The 17,015-nt window shown below is 68.8% G+C and carries 19 protein-coding genes and 1 tRNA gene; 11 read left to right on the top strand and 9 right to left on the bottom strand.

The genetic code is table 11. The features are described 5' to 3' along the window. The first annotated feature begins 49 nt into the window (after positions 1 to 49). Entirely contained in the window at positions 50 to 367 is a 318-nt protein-coding gene (locus AB0269_RS12975) for a hypothetical protein (RefSeq protein ID WP_366211686.1), read from the top strand. Here AB0269_RS12975 and AB0269_RS12970 read toward each other — a convergent pair. Together AB0269_RS12970 and AB0269_RS12965 are read right to left on the bottom strand one after the other, a co-directional pair. Beyond that, on the bottom strand, positions 357 to 635 hold the full coding sequence (locus AB0269_RS12970; protein WP_366211685.1) for a hypothetical protein: 279 nt from the start codon (positions 633 to 635) through the stop codon (positions 357 to 359). The two genes, AB0269_RS12975 and AB0269_RS12970, sit on opposite strands and share 11 nt — an antisense overlap. Continuing rightward, a complete protein-coding gene (locus AB0269_RS12965) occupies positions 632 to 838 on the bottom strand; it encodes a hypothetical protein (protein ID WP_366211684.1) in 207 nt (68 codons plus the stop codon). Before AB0269_RS12965 ends, AB0269_RS12970 begins: the two co-directional genes overlap by 4 nt. Before the next feature lie 126 nt (positions 839 to 964). On the opposite strand from AB0269_RS12965, the gene AB0269_RS12960 reads away from it, so the two are divergent. Further along, entirely contained in the window at positions 965 to 1,345 is a 381-nt protein-coding gene (locus AB0269_RS12960) for a hypothetical protein (protein WP_366211683.1), read from the top strand. Between the two features lie 40 nt (positions 1,346 to 1,385). Here the strand turns inward: AB0269_RS12960 and AB0269_RS12955 are convergent, their stop codons facing one another. The 3 genes from AB0269_RS12955 to AB0269_RS12945 form a co-directional block, all read right to left on the bottom strand. Further along, positions 1,386 to 3,560: an MMPL family transporter gene (locus tag AB0269_RS12955; RefSeq protein ID WP_366211682.1), complete on the bottom strand. Its 2,175-nt coding sequence runs from the start codon at positions 3,558 to 3,560 to the stop codon at positions 1,386 to 1,388. A gap of 122 nt (positions 3,561 to 3,682) precedes the next feature. Then, positions 3,683 to 4,024 carry an Lsr2 family protein gene (locus AB0269_RS12950; RefSeq protein ID WP_366211681.1) on the bottom strand — a complete coding sequence of 114 codons (342 nt, stop codon included), beginning with the start codon at positions 4,022 to 4,024 and terminating at the stop codon, positions 3,683 to 3,685. Between the two features lie 73 nt (positions 4,025 to 4,097). Beyond that, a complete protein-coding gene (locus tag AB0269_RS12945; protein ID WP_366211858.1) occupies positions 4,098 to 4,952 on the bottom strand; it encodes a LuxR C-terminal-related transcriptional regulator in 855 nt (284 codons plus the stop codon). Positions 4,953 to 5,074: 122 nt separating this feature from the next. Between AB0269_RS12945 and AB0269_RS12940 the strand changes: the two genes are divergently transcribed. Both AB0269_RS12940 and AB0269_RS12935 read left to right on the top strand, forming a co-directional pair. Then, positions 5,075 to 5,422 (top strand): DUF485 domain-containing protein, encoded by a 348-nt coding sequence (locus AB0269_RS12940; protein ID WP_366211680.1) that lies wholly within the window; start codon positions 5,075 to 5,077, stop codon positions 5,420 to 5,422. Further along, positions 5,419 to 7,053, top strand: coding sequence for a cation acetate symporter (locus tag AB0269_RS12935; RefSeq protein WP_366211679.1), 1,635 nt, complete (start codon positions 5,419 to 5,421; stop codon positions 7,051 to 7,053). The genes AB0269_RS12940 and AB0269_RS12935 overlap by 4 nt, the downstream gene beginning before the upstream one ends. A gap of 80 nt (positions 7,054 to 7,133) precedes the next feature. On the opposite strand, the gene AB0269_RS12930 is transcribed toward AB0269_RS12935, so the two are convergent. Beyond that, positions 7,134 to 7,646 (bottom strand): methylated-DNA--[protein]-cysteine S-methyltransferase, encoded by a 513-nt coding sequence (locus AB0269_RS12930; RefSeq protein ID WP_366211678.1) that lies wholly within the window; start codon positions 7,644 to 7,646, stop codon positions 7,134 to 7,136. Positions 7,647 to 7,857: 211 nt separating this feature from the next. On the opposite strand from AB0269_RS12930, the gene AB0269_RS12925 reads away from it, so the two are divergent. Both AB0269_RS12925 and AB0269_RS12920 read left to right on the top strand, forming a co-directional pair. Then, positions 7,858 to 11,520, top strand: a complete 3,663-nt coding sequence (locus AB0269_RS12925; protein WP_366211857.1) for an AAA family ATPase — start codon at positions 7,858 to 7,860, stop codon at positions 11,518 to 11,520. Beyond that, complete coding sequence (locus tag AB0269_RS12920; protein ID WP_366211677.1) at positions 11,513 to 11,722, top strand: hypothetical protein; 210 nt, start codon at positions 11,513 to 11,515, stop codon at positions 11,720 to 11,722. The genes AB0269_RS12925 and AB0269_RS12920 overlap by 8 nt, the downstream gene beginning before the upstream one ends. A 63-nt stretch (positions 11,723 to 11,785) precedes the next feature. Here AB0269_RS12920 and mscL read toward each other — a convergent pair whose 3' ends face one another. Genes mscL through AB0269_RS12905 form a run of 3 tightly spaced genes read right to left on the bottom strand, consistent with a single transcriptional unit; the run spans position 11,786 to position 13,137 of the window. Continuing rightward, entirely contained in the window at positions 11,786 to 12,226 is a 441-nt protein-coding gene (gene mscL / locus AB0269_RS12915) for a large conductance mechanosensitive channel protein MscL (RefSeq protein ID WP_366211676.1), read from the bottom strand. 24 nt (positions 12,227 to 12,250) lie between these two features. Beyond that, complete coding sequence (locus tag AB0269_RS12910) at positions 12,251 to 12,523, bottom strand: FmdB family zinc ribbon protein (protein WP_366211675.1); 273 nt, start codon at positions 12,521 to 12,523, stop codon at positions 12,251 to 12,253. A 17-nt stretch (positions 12,524 to 12,540) separates the two neighbouring features. Further along, positions 12,541 to 13,137 (bottom strand): 5-formyltetrahydrofolate cyclo-ligase, encoded by a 597-nt coding sequence (locus AB0269_RS12905; protein WP_366211674.1) that lies wholly within the window; start codon positions 13,135 to 13,137, stop codon positions 12,541 to 12,543. Positions 13,138 to 13,188: 51 nt separating this feature from the next. Here AB0269_RS12905 and galU point away from each other — a divergent pair, with 51 nt between their 5' ends. From galU to AB0269_RS12880, 5 genes are all read left to right on the top strand, one after another. Next, positions 13,189 to 14,076 carry a UTP--glucose-1-phosphate uridylyltransferase GalU gene (gene galU, locus AB0269_RS12900; RefSeq protein ID WP_366211673.1) on the top strand — a complete coding sequence of 296 codons (888 nt, stop codon included), beginning with the start codon at positions 13,189 to 13,191 and terminating at the stop codon, positions 14,074 to 14,076. Between the two features lie 22 nt (positions 14,077 to 14,098). After that, positions 14,099 to 14,728 (top strand): GNAT family protein, encoded by a 630-nt coding sequence (locus tag AB0269_RS12895; protein ID WP_366211672.1) that lies wholly within the window; start codon positions 14,099 to 14,101, stop codon positions 14,726 to 14,728. Positions 14,729 to 14,801: 73 nt separating this feature from the next. Continuing rightward, positions 14,802 to 15,665, top strand: a complete 864-nt coding sequence (locus tag AB0269_RS12890; protein WP_366211671.1) for a hypothetical protein — start codon at positions 14,802 to 14,804, stop codon at positions 15,663 to 15,665. Between the two features lie 54 nt (positions 15,666 to 15,719). Continuing rightward, positions 15,720 to 15,795: transfer RNA gene (locus tag AB0269_RS12885), tRNA-Ala, on the top strand. A 133-nt stretch (positions 15,796 to 15,928) separates the two neighbouring features. Continuing rightward, entirely contained in the window at positions 15,929 to 17,011 is a 1,083-nt protein-coding gene (locus AB0269_RS12880; protein ID WP_366211670.1) for a PQQ-dependent sugar dehydrogenase, read from the top strand. The last annotated feature ends 4 nt before the right edge of the window (positions 17,012 to 17,015 follow it).

The following is a 17,015-nucleotide window of genomic DNA, read 5'->3' as shown; positions in this document are numbered from 1 at the left end:
GCCGGCAGACCTGCAGCGCCGGTGAACCGCCACGTGAGGGTGAGAAGTCATGGGAAGCCTCTACTACGGCGATTCCGCTGAACCGATCAACATCGATGATCGCGCGCTCGCGCACCTGAAGATCGTCATCGCGACGAAGCTGCGACGCAACGAGAGCTTCACGCTCTCGTGGCACCACGCAGACGCGGAGAACGGCGGGCGCAGCACGATCTGGCTGCACCCGTCCATCCCGCTGCGCTTCGTCTTCGCCGAATCGGAGGCGCCCGAGATCAGCCGTCAATGGGTGGAGAGCCTCGCGAGCTCGGCGAGCTCCAGTGGTGGGATCACGCTCGTCGATGAGGACGTCGAGGACACGATCAACTGTTAGCGTCTCCGGGACCCACTCCCGGAGTGTCGTTCAGCTCCGAGACGTCGGGGATGTCCGATTCGTCGTCCGGGTCGATGCGCACCGCCTCGGCTGCGCCGGAATCGGCCCCTGCGCGTCCGGCCGGAACCTGTTCGGTGTGCGCTGCGGCGCTGTTCTCGTCAGGCTGTTCCTGTTCGTCGCTCTGTTCAGGCTGTTCCTGTCCGTCGTCGCCGGCGGGTGCCTTCTCCACGTCCGCCGGGCGCATACCCTGGTCGCCGATGCCGCTCACAGTGCACCTTCTTCGGGCTGTGCTCCAGCGGCCAGACGGTCGGCTTCGGCGCTGTCGACGCGGTCGCCGGCGACATCGGGATCGATCGTGCGCTCGCCCTCGTCGTCCACGATGGCCGGCCCGCCATCAGGCTCCGAGATGCCGTCATCGGCGACGCGGTCGTCGTCGGGGAGCGGAAGCTGCGGGATCGGAGGATTGGTCATGATTGCTCCTTTCGATGTGATCGGATGCTACGCCGGCGCCACCCGGATGCGGACCCGGTTGACCGAGCGCGAATAGAGGGCTAAAGGTGCGACTGTCGCCCGTCTCGCGCCTCCTAGACTGAGCAGGTGGATGCCCTTGACACCGTCGCCGTCGTCGGCGAAGTCGTGTCCTGGGTCGGACTCGGTTTCGGCATCCCCCTGCTCGTGATCGGCGGGATGATCGCGCTGACGGAAGGACGATGGGAACACGTCGACATCGCCGTCGTCGAGCACGCGGATCACGCGATGCTGCGATGGTTCGCCGGTGGCGACTTCCATGAGCGCCCGCTCACTGCTCGCGAACACGTCGTTGACGGCTGGCACCAAGGATACGTCCGTGTGCGCGACCCCGAGCATGCGCGCCTCGATAAGCCGGTGAGCCGCAAGCTGTTCATCACGCTCGGGATGGTCTTCACGGTGCTCGGTGCGGTCGGGTTCGTCCTGTCGATGATCCCCGTGTTCGTCTGAGCGCAATCGGCCGCTGAGGCAGCCAGCCGAGGGCGCTGCCTCAGCGTTCGCCGCGGCTGAGGCCGGACGGCCACCAGATCGCTCGGCCGATGTCGTACGTCAGCGCAGGCACGAGCAGCGAGCGGACCACGAACGTGTCCAGCAGCACGCCGAACGCGACGATGAACGCCAGCTGCACGAGGAACAGGATCGGGATCACCGAGAGCGCCGCGAACGTCGCCGCGAGCACGAGCCCTGCCGAGGTGATCACACCTCCCGTGACGGTCAGCCCCCGCAGCACGCCCTCGCGCGTTCCGTGTCTGAGCGACTCCTCGCGCACGCGCGTCATCAGGAAGATGTTGTAGTCGATCCCGAGCGCGACGAGGAACACGAAGCCGAACAGCGGGACGGCGGGGTCGGCTCCCGGGAAGGCGAAGACGCCGTTGAACACGAGCGCGGACACGCCCATCGCCGTACCGAAGGAAAGCACCGTCGTCAGCACCAGGAGCACGGGCGCGAGCACGGAGCGCAGCAGCAGCATGAGGATGACGAGGATCACTCCCAGGATCAGCGGGATGATCAGGTTGCGGTCGTGGATCGACGCATCGTTCGTGTCGACCTGGGTCGCTGTGACTCCGCCGACGAGAGCGTCGGCGCCATCGAAGTCCTGACGCAGATCGCGTACCGTCTGGGCGGCAGCATCCGAGTCCGCCGCATCGGTCAGCGTGCCCTGCAGCAGCACATCCCCGTCAACGACCGTCGGCTCGGGCGCCGGCGTGCCCGGCGGGCCGAAGGCCGAGATGCCCTCGGCTGTGACATTCGCCGTCCCGCTGGGCGATTCCGACGATGTGACCGTCACGCCGTCGATCCCGGGGCTCGCGAGGAGCACGTCAGCAGCATCCTGCAGCGATTCCTCGGCGACCACCACGTACACGGGACTGCCCGAACCGCCGGGGAAGTGCTCGCCGAGCGCCACCTGGCCGTCTCGGGCCTGCGAAGCGCCCAGCACGAGGTCGGACTGCGGCACCCCCGACGCGTTCAACTGCGTGACCCCGGCAGCCCCGGCGAGGAGCACGAGCGACGTGACGATCCAGATCAGGCGCGGGCGGCGCCGGATCACCCGGGCGAGTCGCGCCCAGGCCCCGGTGCCCGAGGCCCCGTGACCGGTACCGACCCGATCAGGCTCGAATGCCGGACGCCGCGGCCAGAACGCGGCCCGACCGAACACGAACAGCAGGGCAGGGAGAAGCGTGAGCGCGGACAGCATCGCGAAGACGATCCCGATGGATGCGACAGGGCCGAGCGTGCTGTTCGATTTCAGATCGCTGAGCAGCAGGCACAGCAACCCTGCGATGACCGTTCCGCCGGACGCCGCGATCGGTTCGAGGGAAGCCCGCCACGCGGCGGCGATCGCCGCGCCCTTGTCCTCGGTGTGTCGCAGCTCTTCCCGGAACCGCGCGACGAGCAGGAGCGAATAGTCCGTGGCGGCGCCGATCACGAGGATGAAAAGGATTCCCTGCGTCTGACCGCTCAGCAGCAGGATCTCCCACTTGGCCAGCCACCACACCACCAGCAGGGCGACGCACAGGGCGAACAGGCTCGTGGACAGCACGACCACCGGGAGCAGCAGCGACCGGTAGACCAGGACGAGGATGAGGAGGACGGCGGCGAGTGCGACGCCCAGGAGCAGCCCGTCGATCCCGGCGAAGCCGGCGACGAGGTCGGCGGAGAAACCGGCGGGACCCGTGACATACGTGCTCACGCCGTCGGGTGCGGCATCCTGAAGCCGGCTCTCGAGCTCCGAGACGGTGTCACCCAGGTCGGCGTCGGCGGAGACGGGGATGAAGGCCTGCACGGCCATGCCGTCATCCGAGCGGATGCCGGGTGAGACCTCATCGGCGATGCCCTCGATGTCGGGCGCCTCCGCGATCGCGTCGTCGATCGCGGCGAGCTGGGCCTCGTCGAGGGCAACGTCGCCGACGAACACGACCACGGCGGGAACGGCGTCGGAGTCGGTGAACTCTCCGAGACGTTGCTGCACCTGTGTCGCGTCGGCCGAGGACGGCAGGTAGCTCGTCTGATCGTTCGACGAGACCTCATCCACCTTGCCGAACAGCGGGCCGCCCATACCGGCGGCGACCAACCAGCCGACGATCAGGACGGCGGGAAGGAGCACGCGCGCCCAGGAGCGTCGCCGCACACGCGTGCGGCCGGTGGATGCGGTGTCGTGTGACATGGCTCGCCCTCATTTCGTTAGCCTGGCTAGAGATAAGCCTATCCCTGATCCGGTGGGCGCAGCAGACACGACAAGAGGTCGCCCCGGCTGTGAGCCAGAGGCGACCTCTGAGGACGTGCCGGTCAGTGGGCGGCGCGGTACGCGTCGATGACGGCGGCCGGAATGCGTCCGCGCTCGGAGACCTTGTGGCCGTTGTCGTTCGCCCACTCGCGGATCGCCGCTGTCTCGGGGGATCCGGCCGCCCGCTTCCGCGTCGACCCGGTACGAGTGGAGGATGCCGATGCGCGACGTGCGCCCGCTATGTACGGTTCGAGCGCCTCGCGGAAAGCGTCGGCGTTCTCTGTCGTCAGGTCGATCTCATAGGCGGTGTTGTTGAGCGAGAAATGCACGGTCTCGCCTTCTCCGATTCCGAGAACGGTTCCGTCGATATCGTCTACGAGCTGGTGCACAATGCGTCGGGCCATTCCGCCAGCATACGCACCGGGAATGGCGCAGACAATGTCGGTTGCGGTATTGCGGAATACGGAACGATCGGAATCAGGGGAGAATTCCGGCACGCCGTGCTCTCGCAACCGCGGCGTGGCGCGTCGAGGCATCCAACTTCGACATCGCCGTTCCGAGATACGCCTTGACGGTGCCCTCGCGAAGCCCGAGCCGGGCCGCGATCTCGGCATTCGTCGACCCGAGAGCGGCGCACGCGAGCACGTCCTTCTCCCGGGGGGAGAGGTGCACGGTCGGGATCGGCGCGGTGATCGGCGCCGCAGCCGTGCCGTCGATCACCGCGAGGGCGAGGAGACGGTTCTCCAGACGCGCCAGCCGTTCGCGAAGCTGTGCGTCATCGACATCGGCGGAGATGCTGCGCAGCTCGGCGAAGCTGTCACGGAGCTCCTCCCGATCCGCGGGCGTGAACGTCGACGCAGCGGCAGGCAGCGCCCGCAGACGTCGGTCGACCTCGTCGCGGATGCGCAACTCGGCCGCCATCTGGTCTGCGATGGTCATCGCCGGTGCTGTCGTGACGCCCCCGACCGGGGTGTCCCGCCATGAACCCGCGTACAGCACGCCCCGGGCGCGGCCGTCGACCACGATCGGGATCGCCAGCAGTGTGCGCAGACCTTCGCCGAGGATGTAGCCGTCATAGTCGTGGGTGAACTGCTGGGATGCCCCGTAGTCACTGGTCATCCGCGGGCGCAACTCGAGCATCGCGCGCCCGCCGAGCCCGAGCTGGGGGCGCACGCGGAGTCCTTCGATGCTGTGAGTGCGAGTGCCCACGATGCTGCTCACGGTGACCCCGCCGTCTTCGAACAGCCCGCCGAAGGCCACGGGGAACCGGGTGCGCTGAGCCAGCTCGCGCACGGCCTGTGCGACGAGATCAGCGTCCGGATCAAGCGCGATCGTGGGGCTCCTCGGGGTACCGACTTTCGGGGGTGACGGCCTCGTCGCCCCCGTCGTAGCGTCGACCCTACCATTCGCGGGGCCACTGCCGCGCGACGATCCGCATGAGGCAAGGAGGCCGCATGACCGACCGCATCCCGGAGGAATCGGCGGGGGGAATCGACTACATCGCCGTCGAAGAATCCCCTCGCTTCCAAACGCTGAAGAGAACGCAGCGCTCGTTCATCTTTCCACTCGCCGCGCTGTTCCTGATCTGGTATTTCGTGTACGTCCTGCTCGGCGCTTATGCGACGGAATTCATGGGCCAGCGGGTATGGGGAGATATCACCGTCGGGCTGCTGCTCGGATTGGGTCAATTCGTGACGACTTTCGCCATCACGATGGCGTACGTCGCCTTCGCGAATCGAAAGCTCGACCCCAAAGCGCAGGAGATCCGTGAAGAACTCGAGAATGCGCAGGCCCGAGCATGAATGTCGTCCATCTCGCAGCCGCTCCCGCCGGTGAGAACAATCCGGTCCTGAACATCTCGATCTTCGCCGCGTTCGTCGCGGTGACCCTCTTCATCGTCATCCGCGCCAGCCGCAACAACAAGACCGCGGCGGACTACTACGCGGCGGGGCGCTCGTTCACCGGCCCGCAGAACGGGTTCGCGATCGCCGGAGACTATCTGTCTGCGGCATCGTTCCTCGGCATCTGCGGCGCCATCGCCGTCAACGGCTACGACGGCTTCCTGTACTCGATCGGATTCCTCGTCGCCTGGCTGGTGGCCCTGCTGCTGGTCGCCGAGCTGATGAGGAACACCGGCAAGTTCACGATGGCCGATGTGCTCTCCTTCCGCCTCAAGCAGCGCCCGGTCCGGATGGCGGCGGCCATCACGACTCTCGCTGTGTGCTTCTTCTACCTGCTTGCGCAGATGGCCGGTGCCGGCGGTCTCGTCTCGTTGCTCATGGGCATCGAGGGCCGCATAGGCCAGTCCGTGGTCATCGCGGTCGTCGGGGTCCTCATGATCCTCTACGTGCTGATCGGCGGGATGAAGGGCACGACCTGGGTTCAGATCGTGAAGGCCTTCCTGCTCATCGGCGGCGCGATCGTCATGACGATCTGGGTGCTGGCGATCAACGGCTTCAACCTCAACACCCTCCTGGAATCGGCGGTCGAGGCCTCTCCGCAGGGCGACGCGATCCTCGCGCCGGGACTGCAGTACGGCGCGAACCCGCTCGACTTCGTCTCGCTGGGCCTGGCCCTCGTGCTCGGTACCGCCGGACTGCCGCACGTGCTGATGCGCTTCTACACGGTGCCGACGGCCAAGGAGGCCCGGCGCTCGGTGGTGTGGGCCATCTGGCTCATCGGCGGGTTCTACCTGCTCACCCTGGTGCTCGGCTACGGAGCAGGCGCTCTCGTCGGGCCCGAGGTGATCCAGGCGGCCCCCGGCGGCGTGAACTCCGCGGCACCGCTGCTCGCGCAGTACCTCGGCGGTCCGCTGCTGCTCGGCTTCATCTCGGCTGTTGCGTTCGCGACGATCCTCGCGGTCGTCGCCGGTCTCACGATCACGGCTGCGGCGTCGTTCGCGCACGACATCTACGCGAACGTGATCCAGAAGGGCCGGAAGAAGGCCGACGGCACGCCCGTCGACGCCGACCCGAACGCCGAGGTGAAGGTGGCCCGTCGCACCGTCATCGTCATCGGGATCCTCGCGATCGTCGGCGGCATCGGGGCGCAGGGGCAGAACATCGCCTTCCTCGTCGCACTGGCCTTCGCGGTCGCGGCATCCGCCAACCTGCCGACGATCCTGTACTCGCTGTTCTGGCGGCGCTTCAACACCCGAGGAGCAGTGTGGAGCATGTACGGCGGTCTCGGGTCGGCGATCCTCCTCATCGTGCTCTCGCCGGTGTTCTCGGGATCCGAGACCTCGATGATCCCGACGATCGACATCGCCGTCTGGCCGCTGAACAACCCGGGCATCGTCTCGATCCCGCTGGGGTTCATCCTCGGCTGGCTCGGCACGGTCACCAGCCGCGCGACCGAATCGAGGGAGCTGGCAGCAGAGATGGAGGTGCGCTCGCTCACCGGCTTCGGCGCCGAGAAGGCGGTCGAGCACTGATCCATCGCTCGCACTGAACGTCGCTCAGCGCGACGATGGCGGGAACCCCCGGCGGCCCACACGCCGGGGGTTCCCGTCGCCTATCCGCGCTCCAGATCGATCAGGTAGCGCTTGCGCTCGGGGTGAGCGCCGTACTGACCGGCTGATCCGTCCGAACGCACCACCCGGTGCACCGGCACGATGATCGAGAACGGCGTGATCCGGCATGCCGTGCCGACGGCTCGCGCGGCGCCGGGGCTGCCTGCGAGCACGGCGACCTCGCCGTAGCTCATGGTCTGCCCCCACGGGATCGTGAGGATCGTCTGCAGCGCCGTCCGATGGAAACCGTCTGCGAGACGCCAGTCGAATCGGAGGTGCTCGTCGAAGGCGACCGGAGCGCCGGCGAAGTAGTCGTCGAGCAGATGGGCGAGCTCGTCACCGGCTCCCGGATCGGGGACGGGCACCGCACGGAGCCGGTTGGAGATGCCCTCGAGGAGCCACGGCACCGAAGGGTCGGCCGATTCGGAGAGGTCGAAGCCGACGACCCCCTCGTCGGAGAAGACGACCAGCGCATCGCCGAACGGAGTGGGGGCGAAGTCGTAGCGGAAAGTCATGAGCCCATTCTGAAGCGTTCGCCGGTTCCGCGAAGGCGGTGATCCGCGAGCGGGGGAGAACCACTGAAACATGCTCCGATGTGGAGGAAAAGTGGGCCAATCCGGTGAAACCCGCCCAGGATACAGGGGGCGCAGGGCGCTGGAGCCTAGTCTGTCGTATGTGTGGCGACGTGAAGACAAGGCCGCGGATGCCGCAGCAGCGGAAGCCGCGATGACGATCGGCGACCAGCAGGGCGACCCCTCCGCCGTGGTGATCGCACACGTCGCCGACGCTGAACGCACCAGGCTCCGCGCCGAGGCCGCCGACCTCGGCGGACGCTCGCCCCTGATCACCTTCCGGGACACCCCGGAGGGCGGCATCGACATCTCGAAGGCCCACCCCGGGAGCCTGCCGCAGTTCATCACCGGCAAGTCGACCCTGCTGTCCAACCTGTTCCGCGACGAGGTCGGGCTGCGCACGGCCCGGATGGCCGCCGAGCGCATCACGGCGAAGAACACCGAGCTGCGCATGGTCCGCGGGATCGATGCCGTGCACCTGGCCGTCGGCATCGCGAGCTGGCGGATCGGCGGTGCGGACTTCGCCGCTCCCGTGTTGCTGCGACCGCTGGCGATCCGGCGACACCACACCGACTACGAGCTCAAGCTGCAGGGCGCGTTCTTCGTGAACCCCGAACTGGTGCGCGTCGCGCGCGAGCACTTCGGCATCACCATCGACGCCGAGGCCCTGGCATCCCTCGCGTACGACGGCGGCATCTTCAAGCCGCAGCCCGTGATCGATCGCCTGCGCGCGGCGACCCAGTCGATCGACACCTTCACGGTGCTGCCGCGCCTCGTGGTGTCGACCTTCGCCGACATCGGCGCATCCATGGCCCGCGACGGGAACAGCCTCGACCACCGCGTGCTCAACGCGCTCGCCGGTCACGTCGCGGACCGCGAGCTGATCACCGAGTCGCGCCCGCAGCCGCACGTCACGGGCCCGGATGAGCGCGCGCCCGCCTCGGACACGCTGCTCCTGGATGCCGATGCCGAGCAGGAATCCGTGCTCGCGCGGATCGCAGCCGGCCATTCGCTGGTCGTGTCGACCCTGCCGGGGACCGGCGGCACGCAGACCGTCATCAACGCGCTGGGCGAGCTCGTCCGCGCCGGTCGACGCGTGCTCGTCGTCTCCGCTCGGCGCTCCACACTCGAGGGTGTCAGGCACCGGCTCAGCGGGATCGGCCTCGACAGCCTGGCGGTCTCGCCCGGGAGCATCCGCCGTGACCTCGTGCGCGCCATCGGACGCAACGAGAAGGCGGCGGCGCCGAAGGTCAGCGAGGTCGACGACGCGCTCGTGCGCCTGCGCTCGGTGCTGCTCGACTACCGCAAGGCGCTCGGCGCGCCGATCGAGGGCCTGGATGCGACGGTCCTGGACGCCACGCGTCACCTCACCCGACTCGCGTCGCTGCCGACCCCGCCGTCGACGACCGCGCGGCTGAGCTTCGACACGCTGCGCCGGCTCGCCGGCGATCGCAGCCGCGCCGCATCCGCGCTCATCCAGGCGGCGCGCCTGGGAGAGTTCCGGTTCGGCCCGGGGGATTCGCCCTGGTACGGCGTCAACTTCCGCAGCACGCAGGACGCCCGCTCCGCGCACGAACTCGCCGGACGCCTGCATGCCACGAGCGTCCCCGAACTGCTCGAGCGCGGCTACGCGCTGATCTCGCAGACGCGCATGCGCCCGTTCTCCACGATCGACGAGCTGGGTGAGTACCTCGGTCTGCTCGAGGGCATCCGCGACTCGCTCGATCGGTTCAGCCCGACGGTGTTCGAACGGCCACTGGGCGAACTCATCCAGGCCCACGGCTCGCGCCGGGACGCACCGGCGATGTCCGGTGCCAACCGGCGGCGTCTTCGCCGACTCGCCAAGGAGTACGTCCGGCCCGGAGTCCACATCCCCGAGATGCACGAGGCGCTGCTGAGGATCCAGCAGCAGCGGACGCAGTGGCAGCGCTTCGTCGATGCCGGCGTCGCGCCCGAGGTTCCGCTGGGCCTCGCGGAGGTCGCCGCGTCCTGGCACCGCGTCACCGACGAGCTGTCCGAACTGGATGCCGCACTCGGACGCCGAGAGCCGCTGGCGACGCTGCCGGTCGAACGACTCGTCCGCACTCTCGCCGGGCTCGCAGCCACCTCGGACGTGTTCGACAACATCGTCGAGCGCGCCACGATCCGTGACGAGCTCGCAACGCTCGGCCTCGAGCCGCTGCTCGCCGACCTGTCGGTGCGCCACGTCGCCGACGACCGCGTCGCCGACGAGCTCGAGTTCGCGTGGTGGCAGTCGCTCCTCGAGCGCGCGCTGCAGGACAACAGGGCGCTGCTCGGCGCGAACACCGCCGTCGTCGATCGCCTCGAGCGCGACTTCCGGCTGGTCGACGAGGCGCATGCGGCGATGGCCGGGCCTCTGCTGGCCTGGCAGCTGGCGAACCAGTGGCGCATCGCGATCGTCGACGAGCCGGACGAATCGCAGAACCTCCGCCGGGCGCTCACCCAGGGCAGCCCGACGACGGCCGAGATCGTGTCGGCGGCTCCGACGCTCATGAACGTGCTGGCACCCGCGTGGATCTCGTCGCCGTATCTCGTGCCCGAGATCCCGGACTCGGTCGAGTTCGACACCGTGCTGCTCGTGGATGCCGCGGCGATCAACCTCGCCGAGGCCGCCCCGGCGATCCGCCGCGCCCGTCAGGTCGTCGCGTTCGGCGACCCTGTCACGCAGCGTCCGACGCCGTTCGAGATGGCCGTGGACACCGGTGACGAGTGGGAGCCCGAGGTTCCCTTCGACGAGACGTCCGCATTCGAGCGTCTGGCCGAACTGCTGCCGGTGATGACGCTGACGCGCAGTTACCGCGCCGGCGGCGAGGATCTCGCCGAGCTCATCAACGACGCCTTCTACGGAGGGGAGATCGTCTCGCTGCCGTGGGCCGGCTCCTACCTCGGTCGCGGAAGCCTCACGGTCGACTACGTCGAAGGCGGCGTCGGCGCTCCCGATCCGGTCTCGGGGGCCGTCGAGAGCCCCGATGCCGAGGTCGCGCGCGTGGTGACGCTCGTCGTCGAGCACGCCGTGCACCGGCCGAACGAATCACTCATGGTCATCACCGCCAGCGCCCGCCATGCGGAGCGCGTGCGCGCAGCGGTCACGACCGCGTTCGCCGGCCGGTCGGACGTCGCTGATTTCGTCGGCCGCGACACCGCCGAGCCCTTCGCCGTCCTGACCCTCGAGGAGTCGGTGGCGGAGAGCCGCGACCGCGTGATCTTCTCGCTCGGCTACGGCCTCACCAAGCACGGACGTGTGCTCAGCGACTTCGGCGACCTGTCCACCGCGGACGGCGAGCGCCTGCTGACGGTGGGGATGACGCGTGCTCGCCGCTCGATGGTGATCGTGTCGTCGATCCGGCCGTCCTCGTTCGACGACGGGCGCCTTGAGTACGGCGCCGCCACGCTCATGTCGATCCTCGGCGGCCTCGCGGCGCGTGCCCGCGACTCGCGCCTGGAAGACCTCGCCGACCCGCTGACGCTGGCGCTGGCCAGGGAGCTGCGACGCTTGGGCGCATCCGTCGACGTCGACTACCGCGGCCTGCTGCCGCTGGTGGCGCAGCACGGCGGCAAGGCCGTCGTGATCGAATCCGACCCCGAGACGCTGGGCGACTCCCTGCGCGAGAGCCTGCGCCTGCGCCCGCACGTCCTGCGACGCCTGGGATGGCACTACGTCAGGGTGCACGCCTTCGACCTGTACAGTGACCCGGTCACCGCGGCATCCCGGATCGCGGCCGTCCTCGATATCGCCGCCGACGCGGTCAGGGCGGAGACCGATACCCAGCCGATCGACCTCCCCGGCGATGCCTGATCGGGATGCCGCCACGGCTGCCGCAGAACCGGAGCGACAGCGGATCATCCGCGTCCCCGGCAGCCGCCGAGCACGGCTGACGCCGGCTCCCGGGACGGATCCGGCTCCCGACGTGCCGCCGAAGTCGGCGCGCCCGGAGCAGCGAGGGGCGAAGGGCGCGAACGACGAGCAGCTCCTGCGCGACGTTCCACCGCACTACTGACCTGCAGACAGAAAGGGCCCCCGCGCGATGCGGGAGCCCTTTCTGTGTCTCAGAGTCGTGAGCTCAGACGCGCGGCGTGGTGCCGGGCGTGCCTGCCGCGCCCGCGGCGCCGTGACGCAGGGCGTCGCGGATCTCGATGAGCAGCTCCTGCTCGGTGGGCAGGGTCTCCTCCTCGACAGCCGGGTTCTTGGCGGCCTGGCGCTCCTTGTACTTGTTCATCGGCAGAACGAACACGAAGTACACGACCAGAGCGACCGCGAAGAAGCTGATGACCGCCGTGATCAGAGTGCCGAGCGGGAAGGTGACTTCCTGCCCGTAGATGCCGGTCAGGGTGGGGCCGAAATTTCCCGAGTCGTCCGGCTGGTAGAATAGCGCGACCAGCGGCGTGATGATGGCGTCCACCACGGCGGTGACGATCGCCGTGAACGCACCGCCGATGACCACGGCGACGGCCAGGTCGATGACGTTGCCCTTGGTGATGAATTCTTTGAATCCCTGAATCATGGGAACCCCCGTGATGTTCAGACCTCAGCTCGAGGCCGGCGCCGCCGCGGGCGCCGGTTTGGCGCTCGTCGACGATTCCGACTTCGATGATGCCGATGAACCGGCCGTTGCGCCAGCGCCACTCCGAGAATCGGTGCGATAGAACCCGGAGCCGTTGAAGGTCACACCGATGGATCCGTACTGCTTTCGCAGGGCGCCGCCGCACTCGGGGCACAGGGTCAGGGCGTCCTCGGTGAAGGACTGGACGGCGTCGAAGGCGTGGCCGCACGACGTGCAGGCGTAGGCGTAGGTGGGCATGTTCTGTCTCGGGATGGTCAGGGTCGCGCAGGCGACAGATGGAGGGTGCGAGTGGGCGTCACGACGCCGGTGACCGGCTGATCGTGCAGCTCCCGGGGGAGGGAGTCGAGGATCTCGGAGTCGTAGGTCACCGCGTAGACGGGCGGGCAGTTCTCCATGGATCCGATGGTCTTGTCGAAGTAGCCGCGCCCCCACCCGAGGCGGGTTCCTTCCGCGTCCACGGCGGCGGCCGGGATGATCATGATGTCGACGTCGTTGACCGCGATCGGACCGAGCACTTCACCGGTGGGCTCCGGCAGGCCGAACAGGCCTTCGGCCACCTCGTCGGAGTCATCGGCGACCGCCCAGTCGAGCAGGCCGTCCGCACGGGTGATCGGCAGCAGGACGCGGATGCCGCGCCGCACCGCTCCGGCGATGAACGCCCGGGTGTCGGGCTCGGTGGTCGTCGAGAGGAAGCACGAGATCGACTGCGCGTCGTGTGCGGTCACGAGTGCGTCCAGCTGCTCGGTGATGCCGGATGCCGCGGCCTCGCGCTGCTGATCGGACAGCAGCTGCCGGCGCTCGCGCAGTTCGGCGCGCAGCGCGCGCTTTGCTTGTTCGACGTCAGGCGACATGCTGCGATTCTACGTGTCGGATCTGACCGGGTCCCCCAGTAAGCTGGCCAGATGGGAAAGCAGTCAATCAAGGCGGTCATTCCGGCGGCGGGTCTGGGCACGCGCTTCCTGCCCGCCACCAAGGCGATGCCGAAGGAGATGCTGCCGGTCGTCGACAAGCCGGCCATCCAGTACGTGGTCGAAGAGGCGGCATCCGCCGGGATCGACGACATCCTCGTCATCATCGGCCGCAACAAGAACGCCATCTCCAACCATTTCGACTCGGTTCCCGAGCTCGAGGTCAAGCTCACCGAGAAGGGCGACATGCAGCGCCTCGAGCGCGTCATGAAGTCCAGCGACCTCGCTGACATCCACTACCTTCGCCAGGGCGAGCCCAAGGGGCTCGGCCACGCCGTGCTCCGCGCCAAGACGCATGTGGGCGACAGCTCCTTCGTCGTGCTGCTCGGCGACGACCTCATCGACGACCGCGACCCGCTCATCACGACGATGATGGCCGAGCACGAGCGCACCGGGGCAGCTGTCGTCGCCCTCATGGAGGTCGATCCCGAGCACATCCACATGTACGGCGCCGCTGCGGTCGAGTCGACCGGCGACGATGACATCGTGCGCGTCACCGGCCTCGTCGAGAAGCCGGCGAAGGAGGACGCGCCCTCGAACCTCGCCGTCATCGGACGCTACGTGCTTCCCGCCTCGGTGTTCCCGATCCTCGAGCGGACGGAGCCGGGCAAGGGCGGCGAGATCCAGCTGACCGACGCCCTGCAGGAGCTCGCGGCCGACAGCGAGGGCCCCGGCGTCGTCGGTGTCGTCTTCCGCGGCCGCCGCTACGACACCGGCGACCGGGTCGACTACATCAAGGCCATCGTGCAGCTCGCATCCGACCGTGAGGACCTCGGCCCCGACCTGCGGCCGTGGCTCAAGGAGTTCGCCGAGCGCCTCTAGGCCCGTCCGGCTGCGAGGAGCGATGGAATTCCTGCAGGGTCACCGTCACGGTCCGGTCGAGCTGAGGCTCATCCGGAGCCGCGACGCGCGCACGCTTCAGCACGAACTGCTGGAGAACCGTGCATGGCTGCAGCGCTGGGAGGCGACGGTGCCGAACGGCTCCGCCTCGTTCGACATGCGCTTGAGCATCAGACGGCTCCTGCAGCAGTACCGCGACGGCGGGGGCTACCCGTTCGTGATGCTGCATGACGGCGAGATCGCCGGGCAGTTGAACGTCTGGGGCGTCGCCCGTGGGTCGTTGAACTCGGCCACGATCGGCTACTGGGTGAGCGAGCGGTTCGCGGGGCGCGGGATCACCCCGACCGCGGTCGCGCTCGCCACCGACGCCTGCTTCACCGAGTACGGGCTGCACCGCATGGAGATCTGCATCCGTCCTGAGAACGCGGCGAGCCTGCGCGTCGTGCAGAAGCTCGGCTTCCGCTATGAGGGCTTCCGCCGCCGGTTCATCCACATCGATGGCGACTGGCGCGATCACTACGCGTTCGCGCTGACCCGCGAGGACGTGCCGGAGGGGGTTCTCGCACGCTGGCTCGACGGGCGGGCCCCGCAGGAGGCCGCGAGCATCCCGCCGTCCGACCGCCTGCCGATCTGATTCCGCCGTATCCGAGCGCGACACGCGCCGCGACACGCGGGCGAGCGGCGCGCGGTCGCATACCGTTGAGGCTATGAACGGGCCGGTGCTGAGTGGGGGCGTCATCGTCCTCGTCGCCGTGCTGCTCTGGATGCTGTATCTGCTGCCCTCCTGGCGCGGAAAGTATCAGTACAACGCCGCCGAGCGGAACGCGGTTCGCCTCAACCAGGCGCTGCGCGTGCTGGCCGAGACGAGCGAGACGCCCGAAGAGGTGCACCTCGAACTCAACGCCCGCACCGCGCTCGCCCAGCAGAAGCTCGCCAAGCGCCTGCAGTCCGAGAAGGAGGCCGCCGAGCTCGTGAAGCTGCGTGCCGAACTGGCCGCGACGCGCGCCGATCCGGTCGTCCGCCAGGCAAGGGCTCGTCGCCGGGTGCGCGTCGTCGCCGCATCCGTCCTCGCCATCGGGCTGGCCGTCGCCGGTCTCGGGGTCTGGCAGGTCGTCACCGGTGGTTCGCAGGTGCTGATCTGGGTCGGCGGGGCGGCAGCGGTTGCCGGCGCTCTGGCGCTGCAGAAGATGGCATCCGTCGCCCGCCGTGCACTCGCGCGTCCCGCAGCGGAAGTCGTCGCCGCACCCGCTTCGCGTGTCTCACCGCCGTTGCACGACCAGGGGCGCGCATCGTGGACTCCTCGTCCGCTCCCGGCGCCGATGGCGCAGGTGACCGGTTCTCTTGCGCAGACGGCACGAGCCGAGATCGAAGCGAAGCAGGATCTCGTCCGCGCCGAGCGGATGGCCGAGCTCCGCCGACGTGCGGCGCAGATGGCCCCGGCTGAGCCGGTCGCTCTTCCTGCCCCGGCAGCGGCCGAAGAGGCCTCGCCGTACGCTCGGATGGGTTTCGTGGACGACGCGGAGATCGAGCAGCACGTCCGTCGGATGCTGCAGCGCCGGGCAGCCGGTTGAACACGGCCTCGGCGCGTCACCCCGTTCGGGCGTGATAATCTAACTGAGGTTCACGGGCCTATGGCGCAGTTGGTAGCGCGCCTCGTTCGCATCGAGGAGGTCAGGGGTTCGAATCCCCTTAGGTCCACCATTTCCGAAGCCCCGGCGCAGGCCGGGGCTTCACTCATTCCCCCCGAGAATCGCATTGCGCGCCGAGAATGGCGTTGCCACACGCATTCTCGTGCGGCCGCGCAATTCTCGCGGCGAGGCCGTAGGCTCCGAGCATGGACGGGCGAGCGGTGGTGCGATCGGCGCTGATGTGCGTGGCCACGGTCGTCCTGCTCGCCTCCTGCGCGACCCCGGACGCCGCGAACGATGATGCCGCGAGCCCGGATGCCGCGGACACGGCGTCGTCCTCGGGCGACCCCGTCGTGCTCGCCCAGGATCTCGACGCTCCCTGGTCGGTGGCCTTCCTTGACGGCACCCCGCTCGTCAGCGAACGCGACAGCGCGCGGATCCTCGAGCTCGACTCCAGCGGACAGGCGCGCGAGGTCGCCGTGATCGACGGCGTGCGTCACGGCGGCGAGGGCGGTCTGCTCGGCATCGCCGTGCATGAGGAGCATCTGTACGTCTACGTCACCGCGGCGGACGAGAATCGCATCGAACGTTTCACTCTCGGCGGCGGCCCGGGCGAGCTGCACCTCGGCGAGCCGGAGACCGTGCTCGAGGGCATCCCCGCGGCCGGCAACCACAACGGCGGACGGATCGCTTTCGGCCCGGACGGCATGCTGTACGCCACGACCGGCGACGCCGGAGACCGCCCGAGCGCTCAGGACCTCGAGATCCTTGGCGGCAAGATCCTGCGGATGACGCCCGAAGGCACCGTCCCCGCTGACAACCCGTTCCCCGGGTCCTACGTCTACAGTTACGGCCACCGAAACCCGCAGGGCATCGCCTGGGACGCCGACGGCACCATGTACGCCTCGGAGTTCGGGCAGAACACCTGGGACGAGCTCAACGTCATCGAGGCCGGCGGTGACTACGGCTGGCCAGAGGTGGAGGGCATCTCCGACGACGAGCGCTTCATCGATCCTGTGCAGCAGTGGGCGCCGTCCGAGGCGAGCCCCAGCGGCATCGCGGTCGCAGGCGGGAGCATCCTCATCGCGAACCTCCGCGGCGAGCGTGTGCGCGAGGTGCCGCTCGACGATCTCTCGGCATCCGTCGAGCACTGGCCGGGGAAGTACGGGCGCCTGCGCGACGTCGTCGTGACGCCGGACGGCGAGCTCTGGGTGCTGACGAACAACACCGACGGGCGCGGGAGCCCTGGGCAGGACGATGACCGCATCCTCCGGTTCGCCGTCGAGTGATTCG

Origin of the sequence: Microbacterium sp. NPDC077644, assembly GCF_040702785.1 — a bacterium.
In the GTDB taxonomy this organism is placed as follows: domain Bacteria; phylum Actinomycetota; class Actinomycetes; order Actinomycetales; family Microbacteriaceae; genus Microbacterium.
The sequence above is the reverse complement of the archived record's forward strand: the minus strand, read 5'-3'. Positions and strand labels throughout refer to the sequence as shown.